This window comes from Citrobacter sp. TBCS-14 (assembly GCF_005280805.1).
Taxonomy (GTDB): Bacteria; Pseudomonadota; Gammaproteobacteria; order Enterobacterales; family Enterobacteriaceae; genus Citrobacter; species Citrobacter gillenii.
In genome coordinates this window covers 151,222-174,544 of sequence record NZ_SZWM01001020.1, presented here as the reverse complement: position 1 = coordinate 174,544, position 23,323 = coordinate 151,222, and the positions used below count along the sequence as shown (strand labels likewise).

At 52.3% G+C, this 23,323-nt stretch carries 19 protein-coding genes; 11 read left to right on the top strand and 8 right to left on the bottom strand.

From position 1 onward, the window contains the following. Nucleotides 1-139: 139 nt before the first annotated feature. From thyA to rppH, 4 genes are all read right to left on the bottom strand, one after another. Nucleotides 140-934, bottom strand: a complete 795-nt coding sequence (gene thyA, locus FDX22_RS23500; RefSeq protein WP_096755850.1) for a thymidylate synthase — start codon at nt 932-934, stop codon at nt 140-142. Nucleotides 935-940: 6 nt separating this feature from the next. Then, nucleotides 941-1,816 carry a prolipoprotein diacylglyceryl transferase gene (gene lgt / locus FDX22_RS23495; RefSeq protein WP_115257571.1) on the bottom strand — a complete coding sequence of 292 codons (876 nt, stop codon included), beginning with the start codon at nt 1,814-1,816 and terminating at the stop codon, nt 941-943. Nucleotides 1,817-2,021: 205 nt separating this feature from the next. Then, nucleotides 2,022-4,268 (bottom strand): phosphoenolpyruvate--protein phosphotransferase, encoded by a 2,247-nt coding sequence (gene ptsP / locus FDX22_RS23490; RefSeq protein WP_115257570.1) that lies wholly within the window; start codon nt 4,266-4,268, stop codon nt 2,022-2,024. A 12-nt stretch (nt 4,269-4,280) separates the two neighbouring features. After that, nucleotides 4,281-4,811 (bottom strand): RNA pyrophosphohydrolase, encoded by a 531-nt coding sequence (gene rppH, locus FDX22_RS23485; RefSeq protein WP_003825602.1) that lies wholly within the window; start codon nt 4,809-4,811, stop codon nt 4,281-4,283. A gap of 684 nt (nt 4,812-5,495) precedes the next feature. On the opposite strand from rppH, the gene mutH reads away from it, so the two are divergent. The 4 genes from mutH (at nt 5,496) to FDX22_RS23465 (ending at nt 8,491) form a co-directional block, all read left to right on the top strand. Continuing rightward, entirely contained in the window at nt 5,496-6,188 is a 693-nt protein-coding gene (gene mutH / locus FDX22_RS23480; protein WP_137399912.1) for a DNA mismatch repair endonuclease MutH, read from the top strand. Between the two features lie 78 nt (nt 6,189-6,266). Further along, the gene (locus FDX22_RS23475; protein WP_096755846.1) at nt 6,267-6,980 is read left to right on the top strand and encodes a TerC family protein; all 714 of its coding nucleotides are present in this window, start codon (nt 6,267-6,269) and stop codon (nt 6,978-6,980) included. Between the two features lie 144 nt (nt 6,981-7,124). Further along, the gene (gene ygdR / locus FDX22_RS23470; RefSeq protein ID WP_000758660.1) at nt 7,125-7,343 is read left to right on the top strand and encodes a lipoprotein YgdR; all 219 of its coding nucleotides are present in this window, start codon (nt 7,125-7,127) and stop codon (nt 7,341-7,343) included. Nucleotides 7,344-7,450: 107 nt separating this feature from the next. After that, nucleotides 7,451-8,491 carry an NADP(H)-dependent aldo-keto reductase gene (locus FDX22_RS23465; protein ID WP_096755845.1) on the top strand — a complete coding sequence of 347 codons (1,041 nt, stop codon included), beginning with the start codon at nt 7,451-7,453 and terminating at the stop codon, nt 8,489-8,491. 102 nt (nt 8,492-8,593) lie between these two features. Here FDX22_RS23465 and lplT read toward each other — a convergent pair whose 3' ends face one another. Both lplT and aas read right to left on the bottom strand, forming a co-directional pair. Further along, nucleotides 8,594-9,787 (bottom strand): lysophospholipid transporter LplT, encoded by a 1,194-nt coding sequence (lplT, locus tag FDX22_RS23460; protein WP_096755844.1) that lies wholly within the window; start codon nt 9,785-9,787, stop codon nt 8,594-8,596. Beyond that, the gene (gene aas, locus FDX22_RS23455) at nt 9,780-11,939 is read right to left on the bottom strand and encodes a bifunctional acyl-ACP--phospholipid O-acyltransferase/long-chain-fatty-acid--ACP ligase (RefSeq protein ID WP_115257566.1); all 2,160 of its coding nucleotides are present in this window, start codon (nt 11,937-11,939) and stop codon (nt 9,780-9,782) included. Before aas ends, lplT begins: the two co-directional genes overlap by 8 nt. 602 nt (nt 11,940-12,541) lie before the next feature. Between aas and galR the strand changes: the two genes are divergently transcribed. Next, on the top strand, nt 12,542-13,570 hold the full coding sequence (gene galR, locus FDX22_RS23445) for an HTH-type transcriptional regulator GalR (RefSeq protein WP_117343818.1): 1,029 nt from the start codon (nt 12,542-12,544) through the stop codon (nt 13,568-13,570). A gap of 13 nt (nt 13,571-13,583) precedes the next feature. Beyond that, complete coding sequence (locus tag FDX22_RS23440) at nt 13,584-14,594, top strand: LacI family DNA-binding transcriptional regulator (RefSeq protein WP_146717861.1); 1,011 nt, start codon at nt 13,584-13,586, stop codon at nt 14,592-14,594. 140 nt (nt 14,595-14,734) lie between these two features. Here the strand turns inward: FDX22_RS23440 and lysA are convergent, their stop codons facing one another. Then, complete coding sequence (gene lysA / locus FDX22_RS23435; protein ID WP_146717860.1) at nt 14,735-15,991, bottom strand: diaminopimelate decarboxylase; 1,257 nt, start codon at nt 15,989-15,991, stop codon at nt 14,735-14,737. A gap of 117 nt (nt 15,992-16,108) precedes the next feature. Between lysA and FDX22_RS23430 the strand changes: the two genes are divergently transcribed. The 5 genes from FDX22_RS23430 (at nt 16,109) to FDX22_RS23410 (ending at nt 22,451) form a co-directional block, all read left to right on the top strand. Then, nucleotides 16,109-17,032, top strand: a complete 924-nt coding sequence (locus tag FDX22_RS23430; RefSeq protein WP_146717859.1) for a LysR family transcriptional regulator — start codon at nt 16,109-16,111, stop codon at nt 17,030-17,032. Between the two features lie 289 nt (nt 17,033-17,321). Next, complete coding sequence (locus tag FDX22_RS23425; RefSeq protein ID WP_115257561.1) at nt 17,322-18,029, top strand: fimbria/pilus periplasmic chaperone; 708 nt, start codon at nt 17,322-17,324, stop codon at nt 18,027-18,029. Nucleotides 18,030-18,059: 30 nt separating this feature from the next. Next, entirely contained in the window at nt 18,060-18,569 is a 510-nt protein-coding gene (locus FDX22_RS23420) for a CS1 type fimbrial major subunit (RefSeq protein ID WP_115257560.1), read from the top strand. 79 nt (nt 18,570-18,648) lie between these two features. Beyond that, on the top strand, nt 18,649-21,345 hold the full coding sequence (locus FDX22_RS23415) for a TcfC E-set like domain-containing protein (RefSeq protein WP_146717858.1): 2,697 nt from the start codon (nt 18,649-18,651) through the stop codon (nt 21,343-21,345). Continuing rightward, nucleotides 21,342-22,451, top strand: a complete 1,110-nt coding sequence (locus FDX22_RS23410; protein WP_370317769.1) for a CfaE/CblD family pilus tip adhesin — start codon at nt 21,342-21,344, stop codon at nt 22,449-22,451. The genes FDX22_RS23415 and FDX22_RS23410 overlap by 4 nt, the downstream gene beginning before the upstream one ends. Before the next feature lie 69 nt (nt 22,452-22,520). On the opposite strand, the gene FDX22_RS23405 is transcribed toward FDX22_RS23410, so the two are convergent. Then, nucleotides 22,521-23,213, bottom strand: coding sequence for an aspartate/glutamate racemase (locus FDX22_RS23405; RefSeq protein WP_146717879.1), 693 nt, complete (start codon nt 23,211-23,213; stop codon nt 22,521-22,523). Nucleotides 23,214-23,323 lie beyond the last annotated feature (110 nt).

Here is a 23,323-nt window from a genome sequence, read left to right as displayed (position 1 = left end):
GGGTTGTTCGGCGAGCTTCGGGGAATATTTGCTTCGTTTCAGCGCATTGCAAAATTTCAGGAATCAGCGTCGAAAAACTGAAATCAGGGCAAAAAAAACCGACGCGCGAGGGCGTCGGTCGTGGCAGGGTAGCGGTCGATTAGATAGCAACCGGCGCTTTAATACCAGGGTGCGGATCGTAACCTTCAATCTCGAAATCATCGAAACGATAGTCGAAGATAGAGTCAGGCTTACGCTTGATGACCAGCTTCGGCAAGGCACGCGGTTCGCGGCTGAGCTGCAGGTGCGTTTGCTCCATGTGGTTGCTGTACAGGTGCGTATCGCCGCCGGTCCAGACAAAATCACCGACTTCCAGATTGCACTGCTGCGCCATCATATGGACCAGCAAAGCATAGCTGGCAATGTTAAACGGCAGGCCGAGGAACACATCGCACGAACGCTGATACAGCTGACAGGAGAGCTTGCCGTCTGCCACATAGAACTGGAAGAACGCATGGCACGGCGCCAGCGCCATCTTATCCAGTTCGCCTACGTTCCACGCAGAAACGATAATACGGCGAGAGTCCGGATCATTCTTCAGCTGGTTAAGCACCGTGGTGATCTGATCAATATGGCGGCCATCTGGCGTTGGCCACGCGCGCCACTGTTTACCATAGACCGGGCCCAGATTGCCGTTTTCATCTGCCCACTCATCCCAGATAGAAACGTTGTTTTCGTGCAGGTAGGCCACGTTAGTGTCGCCCTGCAAAAACCACAGCAGTTCATGAATGATAGAGCGCAAATGGCAGCGTTTAGTGGTAACCAGCGGGAATCCTTCCTGCAGATTAAAACGCATCTGATGACCAAAAATGGAAAGCGTTCCGGTTCCGGTACGGTCGTTTTTCTGTGTGCCTTCATCCAGCACTTTTTGCATCAGTTCTAAATACTGTTTCATGATTCCTCAGGAAGCGTGTTGCTGTGGGCTGCGGCGGTACGCCCAAACCATCATAATGATACCGGCGACAATCATCGGGATAGACAGGATCTGCCCCATGCTGATGTACTGTACCCATTCGCCGGTAAACTGCTGATCCGGCTGGCGGAAAAATTCAACGATGATACGAAATGCGCCGTAGCCAATCAGGAACAGACCGGAGACCGAGCCCATCGGACGCGGTTTACGAATGAACAGGTTAAGAATGATAAACAGCACCACGCCTTCCAACGCCATCTCATAAAGCTGAGACGCGTGACGAGGCAGCGAACCGTAGGTATCGAAAATAGATTGCCACTGCGGGTTGGTTTGCAGCAGTAAGATGTCTTCGGTACGCGAGCCCGGGAACAACATGCTATATGAGAAGTTCGGGTCAACGCGTCCCCACAGTTCGCCGTTGATAAAGTTGCCCAGTCGGCCCGCACCCAGACCAAACGGAATCAAAGGAGCAATGAAGTCAGAGACCTGGAAGAACGAACGCTTGGTGCGTTTGGCGAAGATAATCATCACCAGGATCACACCGATGAGACCACCGTGGAATGACATTCCGCCATCCCAGACGCGGAACAGATACAGCGGATTATCAAGGAACAGCGGGAAGTTGTAGAACAGTACGTAACCGATACGCCCACCGAGGAACACCCCGAGGAAGCCTGCATAGAGTAAGTTTTCAACTTCGTTTTTGGTCCAGCCACTTCCTGGGCGATTAGCGCGGCGCGTCGCCAGCCACATCGCGAAAATAAACCCCACCAAATACATCATGCCGTACCAGTGAAGTGCGACGGGTCCAATTGAGAAAATGACCGGATCGAATTCCGGAAAATGCAGATAGCTACTGGTCATCTGTCACCACAAGTTCTTGTTATTTCGCTGAAATCAGACAGCAATTGATAAGCGCGCCTGTATGATACAGGCGCTCCGAAGGTGCGAATGATAGCACAAGGGGATCACCACGCATGCCGGGAAGATGTAAAAGATCTGTATAGTTAAGCCAGACACCAACAGGGATGCCAGATGAAACAGTGATGATCAGGCCGACAATTCAGACTTACAGCCCCCCGCGAATCAAACCGCCCATACCGCGGCGTTCCATAAATGCCGCCACCTGATGGCGCACTTCCGTCGCCAGTTGCGCTTCCAGGCTGCGCTGTGCCAGCGTTTGCGCTTCATCAAAATCGATGTGGCGCAGCAGATATTTCACTCGTGCCACAGAACGACCGTTCATTGATAAGTGGCGAAAACCCAGACCGATTAAAATGGTCACACACATTGGGTCACCCGCCATTTCGCCGCACAGGCGTAAATCGATGCCGCTTCTCTCGGCTTCCTGGGCAATCATCGCCAACGCACGTAACATCCCAGGATGCAGGCTGTCATAAATGCTGGCGACCCGCGTATTGTTACGATCGACTGCCAGAATATATTGGGTCAGATCGTTGGTACCCACCGAGATAAAATCGACCCTGTTCGCCAGATGCGGCAGCATAAAGACCATCGACGGGACTTCCAGCATGATGCCGATACGCGGTTTCGGGATCGCGTAGCCGATCATCTCTTCCACTTCGCGCCCGGCGCGCTCAATCAAGCGCCGCGCTTCGTCGACTTCATCAATACTGGTGACCATCGGCAGCAAAATACTCAGGTTGCCGGTTGCCGCGTTGGCTCGCAGCATTGCGCGGACCTGGATCAAAAAGATCTCCGGCTGATCGAGCGTAATGCGGATCCCGCGCCAGCCAAGGCACGGATTCTCTTCACTGATGGGCATGTAAGGCAGTTGCTTATCAGCCCCGACGTCCAGCGTACGCAGAGTCACCGGCTTGTCGTTAAACATTTGCAGCATGCCCTGATACTGGGCAACCTGTTCTTCTTCTGACGGAAACCCGCTTTGTAGCATGAACGGAATTTCGGTGCGATACAGCCCGATGCCGTCGATCCGGCTTCCCAGTTTTTGCTCGTGTTCCGGACTCAGCCCGGCGTTGAGCATCACCTTAACGCGCTCGCCGCTTTTCAACTGGGCTGGCTGGTTAACGTCATCTTCTGCCAGGCGACTGAGTTCAATCTCTTCACTGATAAGTCGCTGATATTCCTGAATCAAAACCGGTTCAGGATCAACCAGCAGCTCGCCGCGATAACCGTCCACCACCAGCGTACGGCGGTGGAGTACCGACGGCTGGATGTCGGCCCCCATCACAGTCGGAATACCCAGCGCGCGCACCATAATTGCCGCATGGGAGTTGGCAGCGCCGTCTCTGACCACCACACCAACTAGTCGGTCCTGCGGAAGCTCTGCCAGCGTGGTCGCGGAAAGCTCATCTGCCACCAACACGAAACGTTCCGGCCAGGCATTTGGCCCCTGAATCGAATCGTCAAGATGGAACAGCAGACGCTGGCCGAGCGCACGTAAATCCCCGGCCCGCTCTTTGAGATAGTTATCACTGAGGGCGGCAAACTGTTCAGCGAACTTCTCGATAATCGTTTTAACCGCCCACTCCGCCACCGAACCGTTGTCCACTTCTGCAAACAGCTCGCGGCGCAGACGGGTGTCGGAAAGCAGGTGCGAGTAAAGATCGAAGATCGCCGCCGTCTCTTTTTGTGCTCCCGCCGTAAAGCGCTTACTGTAGCGGCGGAATTCATTGGCGGCTTCTTCCAGCGCCTCAGTCAGTCGTTCGCGTTCTAGTACCGGATCCAGGGTTGACGCCTGATACACCTGCTCCATCAGCGGCAGCGTGGCATCCTGCCAGCCTTCGGCAATCGCCACGCCGGGTGCGGCAGGCAACGCACGAATGCGCGTTTGCCGGTATTGACCAAACAACGCGGTGAGCTGCGACTGAGAAAGAATGGCGGCCATTTGCGTGGCGAGCGTCACCAGGAATGACTCTTCGCTTTCATCGTACTGGCGCAGTTCACGCTGCTGGACCACCAGCACACCCAATAGCTGGCGGCGCTGAATGATCGGCACGCCTAAGAAGGCGCGGAATCGCTCTTCTTTTACTGAAGGGATGTATTTGAAGCTGGGGTGTTTTTGCGCATCGGCGAGGTTAATTGGTTCCGCCAGCCTGCCAACCAGGCCAACGATACCTTCATCAAACGCAAGCGCAACGGTGCGACCGCGTGGTTTTTTGAGTCCCCGGGTCGCCATCAGGTAATAACAACGTCGGTCGTGATCGGCCAGATAAACCGAACAGACCTCTGTATCCATCGCAAGACAGATGTCGGTAACCAGAATATTCAGCGCCTCATTAAGACGCGGAGCACTGGCCACCTTTTCGACTATTTCGCGCAGGCGGGTGAGCATAATTTGCGTAGCTTAACCTCTTTTACGTCTGTACGCAGGTGCGCTTTGCGGCTTTGGGGTACTCTCCTGAAGCGCCATCACAACACTTGCGAATTCTTTCATCACCCTGCGATAGACATCGCGTTTAAATGACACTACCTGTCGAACCGGATACCAGTAACTCACCCAACGCCAGCCATCGAACTCGGGCGTGCTGCTGGTTTGCATATTGATCTCAGCATCGCTGCTTACCAATTGCAGAAGGAACCATTTTTGTTTCTGGCCGATACAAACCGGCTTCGTGTCCCAACGCACCAAACGTTTCGGTAACTTGTAACGCAACCAGTTACGAGTAGAAGCCAGGATCCGCACATCTTTACGACTGAGGCCCACTTCTTCAAACAGTTCCCGGTACATCGCCTGCTCTGCTGTCTCTCCCGCGTTTATCCCACCTTGCGGGAATTGCCAGGAGTGCTGACCAAATCGCCGGGCCCACATGACCTGCCCCTGGCGGTTACAAATTACTATTCCTACATTCGGGCGGTAGCCATCGTCATCAATCACCGGACTACCTCAACATAAACCTTATATATAAACGATTGTTTCACACTCCTGAGAGGCGGTAAACCACTGTGTTAAGCACACGAGACTCTAATAACAATTGAATAACTCACAGCAAAGGACTGAGTTATAAACAGAGGTAGGCTGAGTTAGGCGATTTTATTCACCTTTTCTGTGGATATAGTTGTGAAGAAGTACGGAATTACTATGGGAAAACCCGGAACAGTCTGAATATGACCTTTGTCACATATAAAAATTAGTCGTCTATATTCATTGAGTTAAAAGCAAATACCGTCACCCAACACACAGAAATGTGATGTATATCACGCATACGATCCTCGAGCTGATGAAAGATCAACCAGCGTTGGTTTTATCCACAGATTGTGCCAATAAGTTAGGCACAATTTGTGTGAAAATTCGATTTTCGTCGCACGTCAAGGCTGTAAATTGAAACAGTAGTGGGGGTTTTTCACAGTTATCCCATCTTTCTGTGGATAACATGGTGTAAGATCCTGTTCATTGTCAGTGACCAGAATTGGAAAACCTCATCGGTTGTTGCGCAACTCTTGATTATGAAATTTAAAAATCAATATAAATCATATAATTGAGTAAAGCTTGTGGAAAAAGATAAACTCTGTCCACTCGGTATAAAATCATTGCTCATTTTTTCGCCTAAGGGTTAACTCAATGTCAGAACTCCAGCCACTGCTTTCTCCCCCTGAATCCGAAGCCCTGCTGCTTGCCCAGGCACGGCGGCTTTCGGGCTACACGTTAGGGGAGCTGGCGGCAATGGCGGGGATTGTAACCCCCAACGATTTGAAACGGGACAAAGGCTGGATCGGCGTACTGCTGGAGATCTGGCTCGGCGCCAGCGCGGGCAGCAAGCCGGAGCAGGATTTTGCGGCGCTAGGCGTAGAGCTGAAAACGATCCCTGTGGACAGTCTTGGCAGACCGCTGGAAACCACCTTCGTTTGCGTAGCACCATTAACCGGCAATACCGGCGTAACATGGGAAACCAGCCATGTCCGCCATAAACTTAAACGTGTGCTGTGGGTACCGGTGGAAGGGGAACGCAGCATCCCGTTAGCCCAACGTCGCGTAGGATCCCCGCTGTTATGGAGTCCGAATGAAGAAGAAGACCGGCAATTACGCCTGGACTGGGAAGAATTGATGGACATGATTGTGCTGGGCCGCGTCGAACGCATCACCGCCCGCCATGGGGAAGTGTTACAGCTACGCCCAAAAGCCGCCAATGCGAAAGCGCTAACCGAAGCCATTGGCGCGAATGGTGAGCCAATTCTGACCCTGCCACGCGGTTTTTATCTAAAAAAGAACTTCACGCGCGCACTGCTGGAGCGTCATTTTTTATTCCAGACGTAATAGGCACAGCCCGGCCTTTCGCCCGCCGCGTTACGCGCCTATAATTAGCGCTTCTTTTTTTTGGCAGGACTTTGTTCGATGTTATTTGCATGGATAACCGATCCTAACGCCTGGCTGGCGCTCGGTACGCTGACGCTGCTGGAGATCGTTCTAGGGATCGACAATATTATTTTCCTTTCTTTGGTCGTTGCTAAACTCCCGACCGCACAACGCAGTCATGCCCGACGTATCGGGCTGGCGGCAGCGATGATCATGCGTCTGGCACTACTGGCGTCTATCGCCTGGGTCACGCGTCTGACCAACCCGCTGTTTGAGGTGTTTGGCGAGGCGATCTCAGCGCGTGACCTGATCCTTCTGCTTGGTGGATTGTTCCTGATCTGGAAAGCCAGTAAGGAGATTCATGAGTCTATAGAAGGTGAAGAAGAAGGGCTGAAAACGCGCGTATCCTCGTTCCTCGGGGCAATTGTGCAGATCATGTTGTTAGACATTATCTTCAGCCTGGACTCCGTCATCACCGCAGTAGGCTTGTCCGATCATCTGTTTATCATGATGGCGGCGGTAGTTATTGCCGTCGGCGTGATGATGTTTGCGGCACGCCCGATTGGTGAATTTGTGGATCGCCATCCCTCGGTAAAAATGCTGGCACTCTCTTTCCTGATCCTGGTCGGCTTCACGCTGATTCTGGAAAGTTTCGATGTGCATGTGCCGAAAGGGTACATTTATTTCGCCATGTTCTTCTCTATCGGTGTAGAGACCCTGAACCTGTTGCGCAATAAAAAGAACCCGCTCTGACCCCATCAGTCGCTCCCCCGCAAGGGGAGCGACGACCCACATCACCTTTTCTTCTCACAGATTAAGATTTTACTGCTTTCGCCCGGCATAACTTCGCGTTATTACTAAACTAGTGTCAGACGCAGGCCACGTGAGGATAAATAGATGAAAAAATGGGCAGTTTTAATTTCCGCGGTAGGATTGGCTTTCGCCGTTTCTGGATGCAGCAGTGATTATGTGATGGCGACCAAAGATGGTCGGATGATCCTGACCGACGGTAAACCCGAAATTGATGATGATACCGGTCTGGTGAGCTATCACGACCAGCAAGGCAATGCGATGCAGATTAACCGCGACGACGTATCTCAAATCATTGAGCGTTGATGGTTGAGGTCAGCCTCGCTGCTGGCCTTAACAATTTTGCTTCCCTTTTTCCCTTCCCTCAGCCATTTTTATAATCCTTATGTTGTGATTATAAAAAGGAAACGGCTATGCAATATCACCGTATACCCCACAGCTCGCTGGAAGTCAGTACACTGGGGCTGGGCACAATGACGTTTGGTGAACAAAACAGCGAAGCCGACGCACACGCACAGCTTGACTATGCCGTAGCACAAGGCATCAATTTAATCGACGTTGCCGAGATGTATCCGGTCCCGCCACGCCCGGAAACCCAGGGCCTCACGGAAACCTACGTCGGCAACTGGCTCGCTAAACACGGCAGCCGTGAAAAACTGATCGTCGCCTCGAAGGTCAGCGGGCCGTCGCGTAATAATGACAGCGGCATTCGCCCGAATCAGGCGCTGGATCGTAAAAACATTCGCCAGGCACTGAACGACAGCCTCAAACGCCTGCAAACCGATTATCTGGACCTGTATCAGGTTCACTGGCCACAGCGCCCAACCAACTGCTTTGGCAAGCTGGGCTACAGCTGGACAGACTCCGCTCCGGTAGTCACTCTGCTTGAAACGTTGGAAGCGCTAACAGAATTTCAGCGCGCCGGGAAAATTCGCTATATCGGCGTGTCCAACGAAACCGCATTTGGCGTCATGCGCTATTTACACCTGGCGGACAAACACGACCTGCCGCGCATTGTCACTATCCAGAACCCCTACAGCCTGCTGAACCGTAGCTTTGAAGTGGGATTAGCGGAAGTCAGCCAGTACGAAGGCATTGAACTGCTGGCCTACTCGTGCCTGGGCTTTGGCACATTAACCGGTAAGTACCTGAACGGCGCGCAGCCTGCCGGCGCACGCCATACGCTGTTTAGTCGCTTCACGCGCTACAGCGGCGAACAGACGCAAAAAGCCGTCGCCGCCTACGTAGATATCGCCAAACGCCATAACCTGGACCCGGCGCAGATGGCACTGGCCTTTGTGCGTCGCCAGCCGTTTGTCGCCAGCACCCTGCTGGGGGCGACAACAATGGAGCAGCTAAAAACCAATGTCGAAAGTTTGCATCTGACGCTAAGCGAAGAGGTACTGGCAGAGATTGAAGCGGTGCATCAGGTTTATACCTATCCTGCACCGTAACGTGTAGTGCCTGATGGCGTTACGCTTATCAGGCCTACAAAAACAAGCCGTACTGTAGGCCGGATAAGGCAACGCCGCCATCCGGCAACAGCACGTAACAGGCTAATGGCGACGTTGCCAGATCCACAGCGCCGTAATCGCCAGCGCGAACAGCCCGCCAAAGCCAATTCCGATAGCAACTGCCGGAATGCCCACCAGCACCGCCAGCGAGTAAATACCGAGCATCAGCAGCATGGCGCTGTTTTCACCCAGATTTTGCACCGCGATGGCATTACCCGCGCCGACGCTTTTTTTGCCTCGCTCTTGTAGGAGCGCATTCAGCGGCACAACAAAGAAACCGCCCAGCACACCAATAAGCATCAGCAGCCCATAGGACGGCAACAGCGCATGCTGCAGAGATAAGAACAGTACGCCGACGCCAATCAGGATCCCCGCTGGCATGCAGCGAGACACTGTCTCCAGCGTGACCAGCTTCGCCGCAGCACCCGCGCCAACAACAATCCCAATTGCCACCATCGCGTTGAGATAGGTCGGTGTGGCGTTATCGGTAATACCCAACGCTACCGGCACCCACAGTACCAGCAGAAAACGCAGCGTCACCCCCGCGCCCCAAAACAGACTGGTTCCCACCAACGAGAAACGCGTTTCACCGTTGCGCCACAACGAAGACGCCGCGCAGAAGAAGCTGCGCGTCATTTTCCCCAGATGCCACGACTGACCAGGACGCGCGGCAGCAAGCTTCGGGATTGACAGGTTAGCCACCACCGCACCCGCATAGGCCAGCGCGCAAACCGAGAGCGCGGCTATCACATGCCAGTCGGCAAGCACACCGCCAGCCACCGAGCCCAGCAGAATAGCAGCGATGGTTGAGGCTTCCATCAGACCGTTAGCTTTCACTAGTTTATCGCCGGTGGTCAGTTCCCCGAGAATGCCATACTTGGCCGGTGAATACGCCGCCGCGCCAACGCCCACTAGCGTGTACCCCAGAAAAGGGTTAACACCGAAGCAAATACTTGCCGCCCCCAGCAGTTTGAGACCGTTGGCGAACATCATCACTCTGCCTTTGGCAAAGCTGTCCGCCACCTGCCCGACAAAAGGGGCAAAAAGAATGTAAGCACCCACAAACACCATTTGCAGGATCGGCTGGCTCCAGTCCGGATAGAATTGCTCTTTCAGCAACGCCAGGGTGGCAAACAGCAGCGCGTTATCGCCAAACGCCGACAGAAACTGCGCGGCGATAACGGACATCATCCCTTTGGACCAGATTGAAGTGTTAGTGTGTACTGACTCACGCATGTTGTTGTTCCGGTTCATCAACCCAGCTTTTCAGCGTTACAAAGTCCGGCTTACCGCTGCCGAGGAGAGGGAGTTGCTTCAGGTGGCGAATATCACGCGGCACGGCGAGCTCAGGGATGCCGTGGGCCCGCGCATGCTGCAGCAGTTTTTCACGCGTCAGCTCGCTGTCTGTGGTGAACAACACCAGCGCCTCACCTTTGCTGGCATCACTCTTGATAGCCGTGGCGTGCATTTTGTCAGCAGAGACCGCCAGCGCCAGCTGCTCCACCATTTCCAGCGATACCATCTCACCAGCAATTTTCGCAAAGCGCTTGGCGCGCCCCTGAATCTGCACAAAGCCGTTCTCGTCAAAACGCACAATGTCACCGGTGTCATACCAGCCGCGCTCAACCTCGCCCTGTGCATTTTCTGCCGTCGGCACTTCCAGTACACCCGGGTTTTCAACGCGCAAATAGCCGCTCATAATGTTCGGACCTTTCAACTGCAAACGTCCGCCGTCTTCAATGCCTGGAACCGCCAGCAGTCGGGCATCCATACCGGGCAGAATACGCCCTACCGTGCCTGATTTTGCCGCCATCGGCACGTTAATCGACACCACCGGCGCACATTCCGTCACGCCATAACCTTCAAGCACACGCAACCCAAACTTCTCCTGCCACAGTTGCTTTGTGGTGTCCTGCAGCTTTTCAGCTCCCGCTACCACGTAGCGCAGGCGGTGGAAATCATAAGGATGGGCAAAGCGCGCGTAGTTGCCGAGGAACGTCGAGGTGCCAAACAACACGGTGCAGTTTCGGTCATACACCAGCTCCGGCACAATGCGATAATGCAGCGGGCTGGGATAGAGAAAGACTTCGGCACCGGTCAGGAGCGGCGTAAACAGCCCCACCGTCAGGCCAAAAGAGTGGAACAACGGCAGCGCCGACATAAAGCGATCGTCGGCGGTGAAGTCGGCAATGGTTTTAATTTGCTCGACGTTCGCCAGAATGCTTTTGTGGCTGTGCACCACACCTTTCGGATGGCCCTCAGAGCCGGAGGTAAAGAGGATCACCGCAGCTTCTTCAGGCTGCTGCTTCACCTGAGCCAGGTGCGGCATCAGCAGATGAGAGAAAATCCACACTTTATCGTTAAAGGTAACATCGGCTTTTAAATCTTCCAGGTACACCCAGCGCACCTGGGTAAGCTGTTCCGGCAGATGCCAGAGTTTGCCTTTGTCGAGAAACTGGCGGGAGGTAAAAATCGTTTTGATTTCGGAGGCGGTAATAGCGCTGGTCAGCCCTTTTACGCCCGCCGTGTAGTTCATCATGGCCGGAATACGTCGACGGGCAATAGCGCCAAAAATCACAGCCGCGCTAATCCCCGCATTGGGGAGCATCAGACCAATCTTCTCACCTTCTACGCTGTATTTTTCCAGAATACGGGCAACAAACAGCGTTTTGGTCAGCAGTTTGCGATAGCTGTCCGGGGTAAAGTTAACGTCTTCAATGCAGTTTTTTCCTGCGCCAAAGCGGTACTTCGCCGCCAGCAGAGACTCATACAACGTTTCACGCGGTCGTACGGCCATGCGCGCTTCCATCATAATCTGGTGCAGCATTTCACCGGCCATCTTGCGGCGATCGCGGGCGCGCGGCGCTTCTGGCATCGGTAACTGCGTAGGCGGCAGGATATGTAGCTGAATCCGTGGGAAGAAACGTCGTTTAACTAAACCTTTCAGGCGGCTAAAGTAGCTCAGCTCAGCGCCCTCAATGCGCACTGGCACCACCGTCGCGCCCGATTTCGCCGCGACAAATCCGGCACCGTCATAGATTTTCATCAATGAGCCGGTGGTCGAAATACGGCCTTCCGGGAAAATAACCACCGGACGTCCCTGCTCAACCAGGCGAACCAGATGCTTAATTGACATCGGTTTAGTGGGGTCTAGCGGCACGAAATCAATCAGCGGGGTGAGCCAGCGCATGTACCATTGCTGGCTGATCGAGGTATAAACCGCAAAGACCGGGCGAATCGGCAAAAACAGCGCCAGCAGCATACCGTCGATAAAAGAGACATGATTGGGAGTGATTAAGACGCGCTCTCCCCGTAGTGCACTGACATCGCCCGTAAGGCGAACGCGGAAAAGCACGCGAAACACATTGCGAAAAAACCCTAATAGCATTTCAACTCCCTGTACCATCAATTATCTAAAGATGAATGGTGGCAGATTATACGAGTTGTGGGGGAGGCGCGACAGGTAAATGGAGTCCGAAAAAAGAGGCGAAAAAAAACCTGCGCATCCGCGCAGGTTGGTGCAAGAGACAGGTACGAAATGCGTACCGAATAATCTCACCAATCAATACCTCTGGGATCTTGATTGTGGTCGCCACCGGGCCGATACGCCAGTCCGAAAACGCAAAGGAATGAACCCAAGTGCAACCAGTTGTGTAAATTATCGCTTACTGTTACAGATGCGCGTAAAGGCAAAAAAAAACCTGCGCATCTGCGCAGGTTGGTGTAAATCTTGTGATCAACCCGAAAGCTGATTTCACCTATCAATACCTCTGGGATCCCAACTCTAGCAATCCTGTCTTTCTCCTCGCCAGCGAACAATCGCAACAGGTCATCGCAAAGTGTAAGCAAAGATTTTCATTCTCTCTTTCTGTCTTACTTCACTCGTGTGCGCTCACATTTGCGCAGTCCTGATGGGCAATCTGCTTGAACAACCAGCCATTTTCCGTAACACTGACGGAATGTAAGCGTTTACCCACAACAGGTACTATCATGGCGACTATAAAGGACGTAGCCCAACTCGCTGGTGTATCAGTCGCCACCGTTTCTCGCGTGATCAATCATTCCCCTAAAGCCAGCGAAGCCTCCCGCCTGGCTGTGATGAGTGCAATGGAATCACTCAACTACCACCCTAATGCCAATGCGCGTGCGCTGGCACAGCAATCCACCGAGACCGTCGGTCTGGTGGTGGGTGATGTGTCCGATCCATTCTTCGGGGCAATGGTTAAAGCTGTCGAGCAGGTGGCCTATAACACGGGTAATTTTTTACTGATTGGTAACGGCTACCATAACGAGCAGAAAGAACGTCAGGCGATTGAGCAACTTATTCGCCACCGCTGCGCGGCTCTGGTGGTTCACGCAAAAATTATCCCGGACGCGGAGCTGGCGTCATTAATGAAACAAATCCCCGGCATGGTGCTTATCAATCGCATCCTGCCTGGCTTCGAACAGCGCTGCGTTGCGCTTGATGACCGTTACGGCGCATGGCTGGCAACCCGCCACCTCATCCAGCAGGGCCATACACGCATCGGCTACCTGTGCTCTAACCACAGTATTTCTGATGCAGAAGATCGTCTGCAGGGCTATTACGATGCGCTGGCAGAAAGCAACATCCCGATCAACGATCGGCTGGTGACCTTCGGTGAACCGGACGAAAGCGGCGGCGAACAGGCGATGACGGAACTGCTGGGACGTGGCAAGAACTTCACCGCTGTCGCCTGCTATAACGACTCAATGGCGGCAGGTGCTATGGGTGTATTAAATGATAATGGCATCGATGTACCGGGCGAAATATCACTGATCGGTTTTGATGATGTGCTGGTTTCCCGCTACGTGCGTCCACGGCTGACGACGGTACGCTACCCAATAGTAACGATGGCAACCCAGGCCGCCGAACTGGCGCTGGCGTTGGCCGACAACCTTCCGGCACCGGAAATAACGCATGTATTCAACCCTACGCTGGTCCGTCGACATTCCGTTTCGACGCTGACAGAATCAGGGAATTCTTCGTCAAAGGATTAATCAGGATAGCGTCATGACAACGATGTTGGATGTTTCTCGTCATGCTGGCGTATCAAAAGCGACCGTTTCGCGTGTGCTGAACGGAACGGGTCAAGTCAAAGAAAGCACGCGCCAGAAAGTCTTTAATGCCATGCAGGCCTTAGACTACCGCCCTAATTTTTTGGCGCGTTCGCTGGCAAATCGCACCAGTAACAGCATTGGCCTGGTGGTTTCCACATTCGATGGCTTCTATTTTGGCCGTCTGCTGCAACAGGCTTCACGCCAAACCGAATCCCACGGCAAACAGCTGATCGTGACCGACGGCCACGATACGCCGGAGCGCGAACAGGAAGCGGTACAAATGCTGGCTGACCGCCAGTGCGACGCCATTATTCTTTACACCCGCTATATGAGCGAAAAAGCGATTATGTCGCTGATGCATAGCATTAATATGCCACTGCTGGTCATTAATCGCGATGTCAGCCAGGCCCGCGACCGGGCAATTTTCTTTGAACAAGAAAATGCGGCCTATCAAGCGGTAAGTTACCTGATTTCACAAGGCCATAGCGATATTGCCTGCATCACCGTCCCGCACCATACCCCGACCGGTAAGTCACGCCTGATGGGATATCGTAAGGCGCTGGAAAAGTATGGTATTCCCTGGGATCCCGCGAAAGTTAAATACGGTGATTCTACGATGATGAAAGGCTTCGAGGCCTGCCGTGAATTGCTGGAGGAAGGGGTGATTTTCAGCGCCCTCTTTGCCTGTAACGATGATATGGCATTAGGTGCCTCAAAAGCATTACATCAGGCCGGGCTGAAGATCCCGCAGGATGTATCGCTGTTTGGTTTTGATGATGCCCCCAGCGCCAAATGGCTGGAGCCGGGGCTGTCGACCGTCTATCTGCCGATTGATAGCATGATCACCACGGCCATCGACCAGGCCGTCCGCCTGGCGAACGGTGAGAACGTTGAACCTATCCCGCCATTTACCGGCACGCTGGTATTGCGGGATTCGGTCACAACCGGGCCGTTTTACGAATAGTGCCGGGATACATTCGTGCATATTTGTAGGCCTGATAAGCGTAGCGCCATCAGGCATCACCGCGCACATTGCCGGATGGCGGCTACCGCCTTATCCGGCCTACACCCGGCCAAGCGCAGCGCCGCCGGGAATCCCATCTCTCAAATAAGTTCCAGCGCTAACAGCTCATCAATGGTCTGGCGACGACGAATCAGTCGCGCCACGCCGTTATCAAACAGCACTTCCGGTAGCAGCGGTCGGCTGTTGTAATTCGACGACATCGACGCGCCGTACGCCCCGGTATCGTGTAGCACCAGATAATCGCCCGGTACAACCGCTGGCAGCAGACGCGTTTCGACTTTGCCGCCCTCCTGCTGGGTAAATACATCACCGGATTCACATAGCGGCCCGGCAACCACTGTGTCAATCTGCGCGGCCTGCTCTAACGAACGACCATCACCCGCCAGCGCCGAAATGTGGTGATAGCTGCCGTACATCGCCGGACGCATAAGATCGTTAAAGCCGGCGTCGATCAATACAAAGTGGCGGCTACCCATCTCTTTAACGCTGCGTACTTGCGCCACCAGCACACCCGCTTCGGCCACCAGAAAACGCCCAGGCTCGATCTCAAGTTTCACCGGATGCCCCAGATGTTTAGCAATTTGCTCACGCGCGGCGTTCCACAGACCAAAGTAGTGATCGGTATTGATCGACTCTTCCCCTTCACGATACGGGATCGATAAGCCACCACCCGCCGAGATCGCGTCAAGATCCTGACCAAACTCCACCACTTGACGCACCATTGCGCCGCACACTTGCTCCAGATGACCGTAATCCACGCCAGAACCAATATGCATATGAATGCCGACCAGCTTCAACTGATAGCGCTGGATCACTTCCAGTGCCGCCGGAAGATCGCTATACCAAATCCCGTGCTTGCTATTTTCACCGCCGGTATTGGTTTTCTGGCTGTGCCCATGACCAAAACCAGGGTTAACACGCAGCCACACGCGGTGACCCGGCGACAGCTGGCCCAGTTGCTCAAGCATATCCACCGAACCGGCATTCACCGGGATCTGCAGCTCGTGCACCCGCGCCAGCGTCGCGCCATCAATCATATCTGCGGTAAAGACAATCTCATCGTTACCCGGCACGAAACCCGCCGCCAGCGCACGTTCAATCTCGCCTAATGAGACGGAATCCACCTTCACGCCCTGCTCGCGCATCAGGCGCAGGATATGAATATTTGAGCACGCCTTCTGGGCAAATCGCACCACGTCAAACTGGCCGAGTTTAGCAATCTGCGCGCGGATGATTTGCGCATCATAAACCCACACCGGACAGCCAAATTCGGCGGGCAGGCGCAGCAGGTTATCAGCGGTCAGGTCAGTATCGGTATTGTTGAGTGGGCGTGGCATAGCAAACTCCGGTATCTGTTTTTTATGATTACGCCACAGCCTGAAGACAATAAAAAATATCGTTTTATCGTGAGTCTATGCAAAAATGATATGGACCAGTTGATTCGAGGAATGCCCATGCCTGCCGTTAACCTGCGCCATATCGAAATCTTTCACGCCATCATGACGGCGGGCAACCTGACGGAAGCCGCACGGATGCTGAATACCTCGCAGCCGACCGTCAGCCGCGAGCTGGCGCGATTCGAGCAGGTACTGGGATTGAAGCTGTTTGAGCGCAGCCGTGGACGTCTACATCCAACGGTGCAAGGACTGCGGTTATTCGAAGAAGTACAGCGTTCCTGGTACGGCCTGGACCGGATTGTGAGCGCCGCTGAAAGCCTGCGCGAGTTCCGCCAGGGGGAGTTATCAATTGTCTGTCTGCCGGTCTTTTCACAATCCTTTTTGCCCTCGCTGCTGCAACCGTTTCTGGCACGCTATCCACAGGTCAATATTCAGATTGTGCCGCAGGAGTCTCCGCTGCTGGAGGAGTGGCTGTCGGCACAGCGTCATGATTTAGGGATAACGGAAACAGTCCATACCCCCGCCGGGACCGAGCGCACGGAGTTACTCTCACTTGACGAAGTTTGCGTATTGCCGCAAGGGCATCCGCTGGCTGAAAAAACGGTCTTAACACCGCAAGATTTTCAGGGCGAAAACTATATTAGTCTGTCCCGCACCGACAGCTACCGCCAACTGCTGGATACCCTGTTTAACGAGCACCAGGTCAAACGCCGGATGGTGATTGAAACCCATAGCGCCGCCTCTATTTGCGCGATGGTACGCGCTGGCGTGGGGATCTCTGTTGTGAATCCGCTGACGGCGATGGACTATGCCAGCAGTGGGATCGTTATCCGCCGATTTAGCGTTTCGGTGCCGTTTACCGTCAGTCTGGTACATCCTTTACATCGCCCTTCATCAGCACTGGTTGATACTTTTAGCAGTCATTTAATACATCAAACACCTAATATCATTGAATCTTATAAATGCTGGCTAAATTCATAAAATCCCAAAAAAACCATGTAGCACAAATAGCTAAAGAAGTGTTTTTTATTTATAACATAATGAAACCAATAAATAAGATATTATATAACATTGAAATCCATTCACGCAAAATATGATTTAATCTTTCCTTAATATACTTTTTAGGAAAACACACTTTATTGCGAATCGTAAAAAGTATAATTTTACCTCATTCCATAACACTTTCTTACTTTAAATATTAAACCATAACTAGCGCATTACTTATTCAACAGGATGCTGAATAACAGAATGACTAACAGGGAATTATAACATGACACTAAAGTTAAACCTGTGTGCTATTTCACTAGCATGTTTGGCCCCGCTCTGCCACGCAAATATGTCCGTCTATCCCATGTCAGTTGATATGAACGATCAAGGCGAAAGCAGCGTGCGTGTTATTTCTCGCTCCAGCGATGTGCAATATATTAAGACGTCAATTCTTAATATTACCGGTATCGGCACAACCCAAGAAAAAGAAACTGAAATTAAAAATGGCGATCCTACCGCGATTGTCGTTATGCCTCCCAAATTCGCCCTCCCCGCTGGCGCCACTAAAATGGTACGACTGGTCGCAATGGAGCCGGTAAAGGAAGAGACAACTTACCGTGTGAAGTTCGAGGCAGTACCGCAGCTTGATGACCCGCTTGAAGGGACTCAAAATACCAAGTCGCAATTAACCATTAATCTTATCTGGGGTGTACTCGTCAGCGTCCCACCAGAAAACCCGCAGCTAAAAATCAACCTGCTTGCCGATGGAAAAATAACAAACACCGGTAACCAGCGTTTTAAAATATTAAAAATAGGATTGTGTAAAAAATCACAATCAGACAAAGACTGTGCATGGCAGGATGTTGGTAATAATATTTACCCACGCGCTAGCTATGTACCTAAAAACATATTGAATTACGACCGGGTCGTTGTTCAGTATTGGAACTGGATTGACAAGTCAAAGCACTCGCAGGACTTCCCAATTCATTAATCAGTAGTTTATTACATGGAATATAAGTAAATGAAATCAGTTATCTCTAAATCCTTACTCGCTTTGGCAATGGTTTCTGTAATGGGTTCTGCAATGGCAGTACAGAAAGATATTACCGTTACTGCAACCGTTGATGCCGCGCTGGATATGACTCAGGTTGATAACTCTGCGCTGCCAAAAAACGTTGATATGCAGTATATCCCAGGCACCGGTCTGGTTCCTTACCAGCTGCAGACCAAAATCTGGGCAAATGACGTGACTAAAGATGTCATGATGCAGTTGACCAGCGATGCCGTTCTGGTTAACAGCCTGGGTGGTGACACCGTTCCGATGACCGTTTCCTGGGGCGGCGAAGCGCTGTCTACTACTGCGGTAACTCTGGCAGCAAAAGAACTGTTCCCGAATGCTGATACCGCACTGAAAACAGGTTCTGTAGCTAAAGCCCTGCAGATCGCACAGACCACGCAGGAACCTCTGACTACCGGTACCTATCAGGGTATTGTCAGCATCTATCTGTACCAGAACGCCGGCACTATCTAATTTTTACTGCAATAAACCCAATGAACCGAAGAAAAGTCTTCGGTTCATTTTTTACTATATCAAGGAAGATGATTGAGTAATGAAAAAATCAATTCTTGGGCTATTAATCTTTTCCATACTCAATGTCGCTCATGCACGTACAGACTCAATTCCACCAGGATTTGAAGCCATCGTGCAGGGCCAGCAGGAATATATTGACGTCTATCTTGCAGGACGCAATCTGGGTAAGTTTTACGCCACCGTGAACCTTGATACCGTTAAGTTTGAACAGCCCCAAAAGATTATCACCGCAATGGCCCTGGGTAACGATCAAGATCGTATCAAAACCGTTGTAGCAAAACTCAGCCAGCCTCTTGAACGTCACGGTGAACTTGCCTGTTCGACGGTAAACAGCGGCGCTGGTTGCGGTTATCTCACCACTAACGACGTCGCACTGATTTATAATGACGAGCAGAACGCCGTCAATCTCTTCTTAAATAAAGAGTGGTATCCCGACAGCACCCAAACCGCTCTCTATCTGAAAGCGAGCCAGGATGATGATATCGTTAACGCGTTCATCCATCAGCAGGATATTAACGTCGCCATCCAGGACGATTTTAAATCGGCATATCTGCAAGGTACGGGCGCATTAGGCATCACCGATAACAGCTACATTGGCGGTTACTGGAGCCTGAATGGCAACGAGAGCGATGGTGAAACCGAGACTGATGTTGACGTCAGCGAACTGTACTATCGCTATGATCTCATGAGCCGCTTTTACGTTCAGGGCGGGCGAATGGATAGCCGCAGCCTGTTTAATCTTGATGGCGGTAACTTTAATTTCACCTTCCTGCCGCTTGACGCCTTTGACGGGGTTCGCGCAGGATCGACCTTGAGCTATCTCAACCGCGAACAGGCGGGCCAGGGCACACCGGTCAACGTATTGCTTTCGCGCAGCTCACGCGTTGATGCCTATCGCGATAACCAACTGCTCGGTTCGTTTTACTTAAACGGCGGCAATCAGTCACTCGACACCAGCTCGTTCCCGTCAGGGAGCTACACCCTTCAGCTGAAAATTTATGAAAGCAATCAGCTTGCCCGTACTGAAGTGGTTCCTTTTACCAAAACGGGGAGCATAACGGACGGCCATGCCCAGTGGTTTATCCAGGCGGGTAAACTGGCGGATGACTCCAGTTCATCAACAAGCTATAGCGATGACGGTTCCACCTCTGCCCAGGCTGGCGTGCGGCTTCCGGTAACGGCACAAAGCGAGCTGATGCTCGGCGTGGCCTCGGTAGACAATAACTTTTCTGCGGAAGTTAACGGTCATATCACCCCGGCACTGGGTGCTTTGGGTGATATGGATCTGCAAACCGGCTTTTTCTATAACGACCAGGGTGGCCGCGGTAACATGCAGCAGCTCAACTGGCGGGTGGAGAACTTGCCCTCACTGAACTTGTACCGAAAAGATACTAGCGGCGGTCAGTGTTCCGGCGATACTGATTCTGAAGATTACGATCTCAACTGTTTTGAAAGCATCAGCGCAGGTCTATCACAAAACATATTAAGCTGGAGCCTTTCCTTAAACTGGAACCGCACTCGCAACCATGCGGACTATCGCACGCGCTGGGACAACGACGAAGACTTTAGTGATAACTATTTCAACCAGGCAAGCGCTAATTCCACCTCAGATACTATCCAGTTTAGCGCCTCACGCTCTTTCAGCCTGACTAGCTGGATCCTGAACACCAACCTCGGCGTATTTACGCGTAACAACAACGACAGCACCGGCAACGATAACGGTGCCTACTTTATGTTTACCTTCAGTGAGATGCCGCGCCAGGATAATAACGCGCGCAGCCGTAGCACCACCATCGGTGCCGATTATCGCACTAGTAAAAACAGTAGCGACCAGACATCCTGGAATCTGTCACGCACCTGGTATGACGATAACGTCAACCATAAAGAAGTGGGTGTGAGCCTTGGCGGTATTAATACTGATACCCTCGACAGCGGCGTCAACGGTCGTATTGATGGTCTGTATGGCAACCTCAGCGCCTATCTCACCGACAGCTACGACACGCAGGACCGCGATCACAGTACCGCCTTTACCGGCAGCTACAGCTCCACGCTTGCCGTCAGCCGCCACGGGGTGCAGGTTGGCCGCGCGGGTAACGGTGACCCATCGGCAGCCGTGCTAATCGCGGTGAAAAAAATGGACGACACCGATGCCGATGATTTGTCCGTGGATGCCACCACAAATGGCAGTAAAGCCAGCCTGACCGGCGATGAATCGGTCCTGTTCCCTTACACCGGTTATGAAATGGGTTACGTCGACGTCAACGACAGCGCACGTAAAAACCAGACCGGTACCACCAACCTGATTACCGGTTCAGGTAAACAGAGCCTGATGTTGCTGCCAGGTAAACTGCGCTATCGCGAGGTGTCCGCTACCTTTAACTACAACTATATTGGCCGACTGCTGCTGCCGGAAGCGCTGAAAAAATATCCAGTCATTGGGGTAAACAGTGCGATGTTGCTGATGGCAGATGACGGTGGGTTCACGCTGGAAATGCAGAGCTCTTCACGCGATCTGTACGTATTGGCTGGTCAGTCATTCCTGAAATGCCCACTGAAGGTACTGAAGAAACGCGCCAGCATTCGCTTTGCCGGAGATATTCAATGCTCTGTGGTGACCTACGATCAGTTGCCTTCGCCAATTCAGGTACAGGCACAGCTTAAGCAATCACAGCGCAGACAAGCGCTAGAAACCGCACAAAGGGAGAGTGTGCAATGATGAAAATCACGATGTTATTAATCCTGTGCGGCGCACTCATTAGCGGTTCTGCCAGCGCCGATACCTATACCGGGCCAACCCCTAATGTAACAGCCACACAAGATTATGTTCTCCCTTCAGGGGCACCAGCAGATTATTACCTTTGGAAAGACGATTACATTGGTGCCTATGGGTATAGCTTATCATTCGGTACCTATACATGCGCATATGCAGATATTCAGCAAACATGTACCCACCAGAGCAACTCATCGACTATCAGCATAATAGTCAAAGAAAAGCGTAGCGGAATGAGCCATGTTTTAAAATTGCAGGCTTATCTACAAGGACTGATTTACGATACAACAGACCCAAGTCAGTCATTTACGTGTGGGGGTCACAGACCACTCAATTTCGGATACCAAGCAACTTGTAGTTCAATTAGTGCAAACTCCAGAACATTGACGGTCTGGATACCCCAGGACGAGATGAATAGCTTACCCATTGGCGGCGTGTGGGAAGGCCAGCTTAAAGTTGGTTTTAACAAAGCTGGTACCGTTGTGAATTACTCTGCTGACATAGTTTTGAAAGGCAAAGCCACCGGTAAACAGGATATCTACTTCCCGGAATTTAACGGTGCCAACCCACTGGTACAACTCGACCTGCACCCGACCGGATCGGTCACCAGCAATAGCTATGTTGAAGATGTCACGACGCTCGATATGTGTCTGTACGACGGCTTCAACTCCAACAGTGACAGCATGGAGCTGTCATTTAGAGATGAAGGCAAAACGGCGGCGGCTCGGAAAGACGGCTATTTCTCCATCTATAACACCGCCACGGGCGGAACAGATGAAGCCGAACGAGTCGATTACCGCGTGGAAATGTTCGATCCTCACAGCAAAGGCTGGAGAACGGTTAAAAACAACGATTCCTTCACTCTACAAGCCGGAGAAAACGGTCAGGATCAAGTACGTCCGGTACGACTACCGTCGATTACCTATCCTGTCCTTTGCTCCCCTGCACCGCTGCGGCTGATTGTGGATAAATTCCGCGTCACCGACAAAGCCGCCGGATACTATAAAGGCGTACTGACCGTGGAATTTAGCCCCAGCCTGAACAGCATCTAACAACGCGCTTATCCGGCCTGCCCCATAATGTAGGCCGGATAAGTGCAAGCGCCATCCGGCACCCCAGCATTAAGAAAGCATAAACTCCACCGCATCCGCCGCATGAATCGCCGCCGTATCAAACACCGGTAGTGGGCTTAATTCTGCTGGCACTAGCAGACCAATCTCGGTACAACCAAAAATCACCCCTTGCGCTCCCTGGCTCGCCAGTTCACCTATCACACACAGGTAATAATCACGCGACGCATCGCTGAACTCGCCAAGGCATAGCTCTTCAAAAATTATCCGGTTAATTTTCAGGCGTACGTCTTGTTCGGGAATCAAGGTGCTAATACCAAATTCATCCTGTAGGCGTCCACGGTAAAAATCCTGCTCCATGGTATAGCGCGTACCCAGCAGCGCCACGTTGTTCATATTCAGTTGACTGATGGCACGCCCCGTCGCATCGGCAATATGCAGGAACGGTACGTCACACGCCGTTTCAATCGCTTCGGCGACCTTGTGCATGGTGTTAGTACACAGCACGATGCCTTCAGCACCCGCCTGCTGTAACCCGACCGCCGCACGCGCCAGAATTTCTCCCGCCTGCTGCCAGTCCCCGCGCGACTGGCAGGCTTCAATCTCATGAAAATCCACGCTGTGCAGTAGGATCTGCGCCGAATGCAGGCCACCCAATCGCTGTTTTACGCCTTCGTTAATCAAGCGATAATAAGGAATGGTCGATTCCCAGCTCATACCACCTAACAGACCGATCGTTTTCATCATTTTCCCCGCGTTCGTTACCGTCATGCCAGTGAAGCAAAGATGTGATCAACTTTCCACATCTGTGAGCAAGCGTTTCTTTTTTACTCTTTCTGATATAAATTTAATGA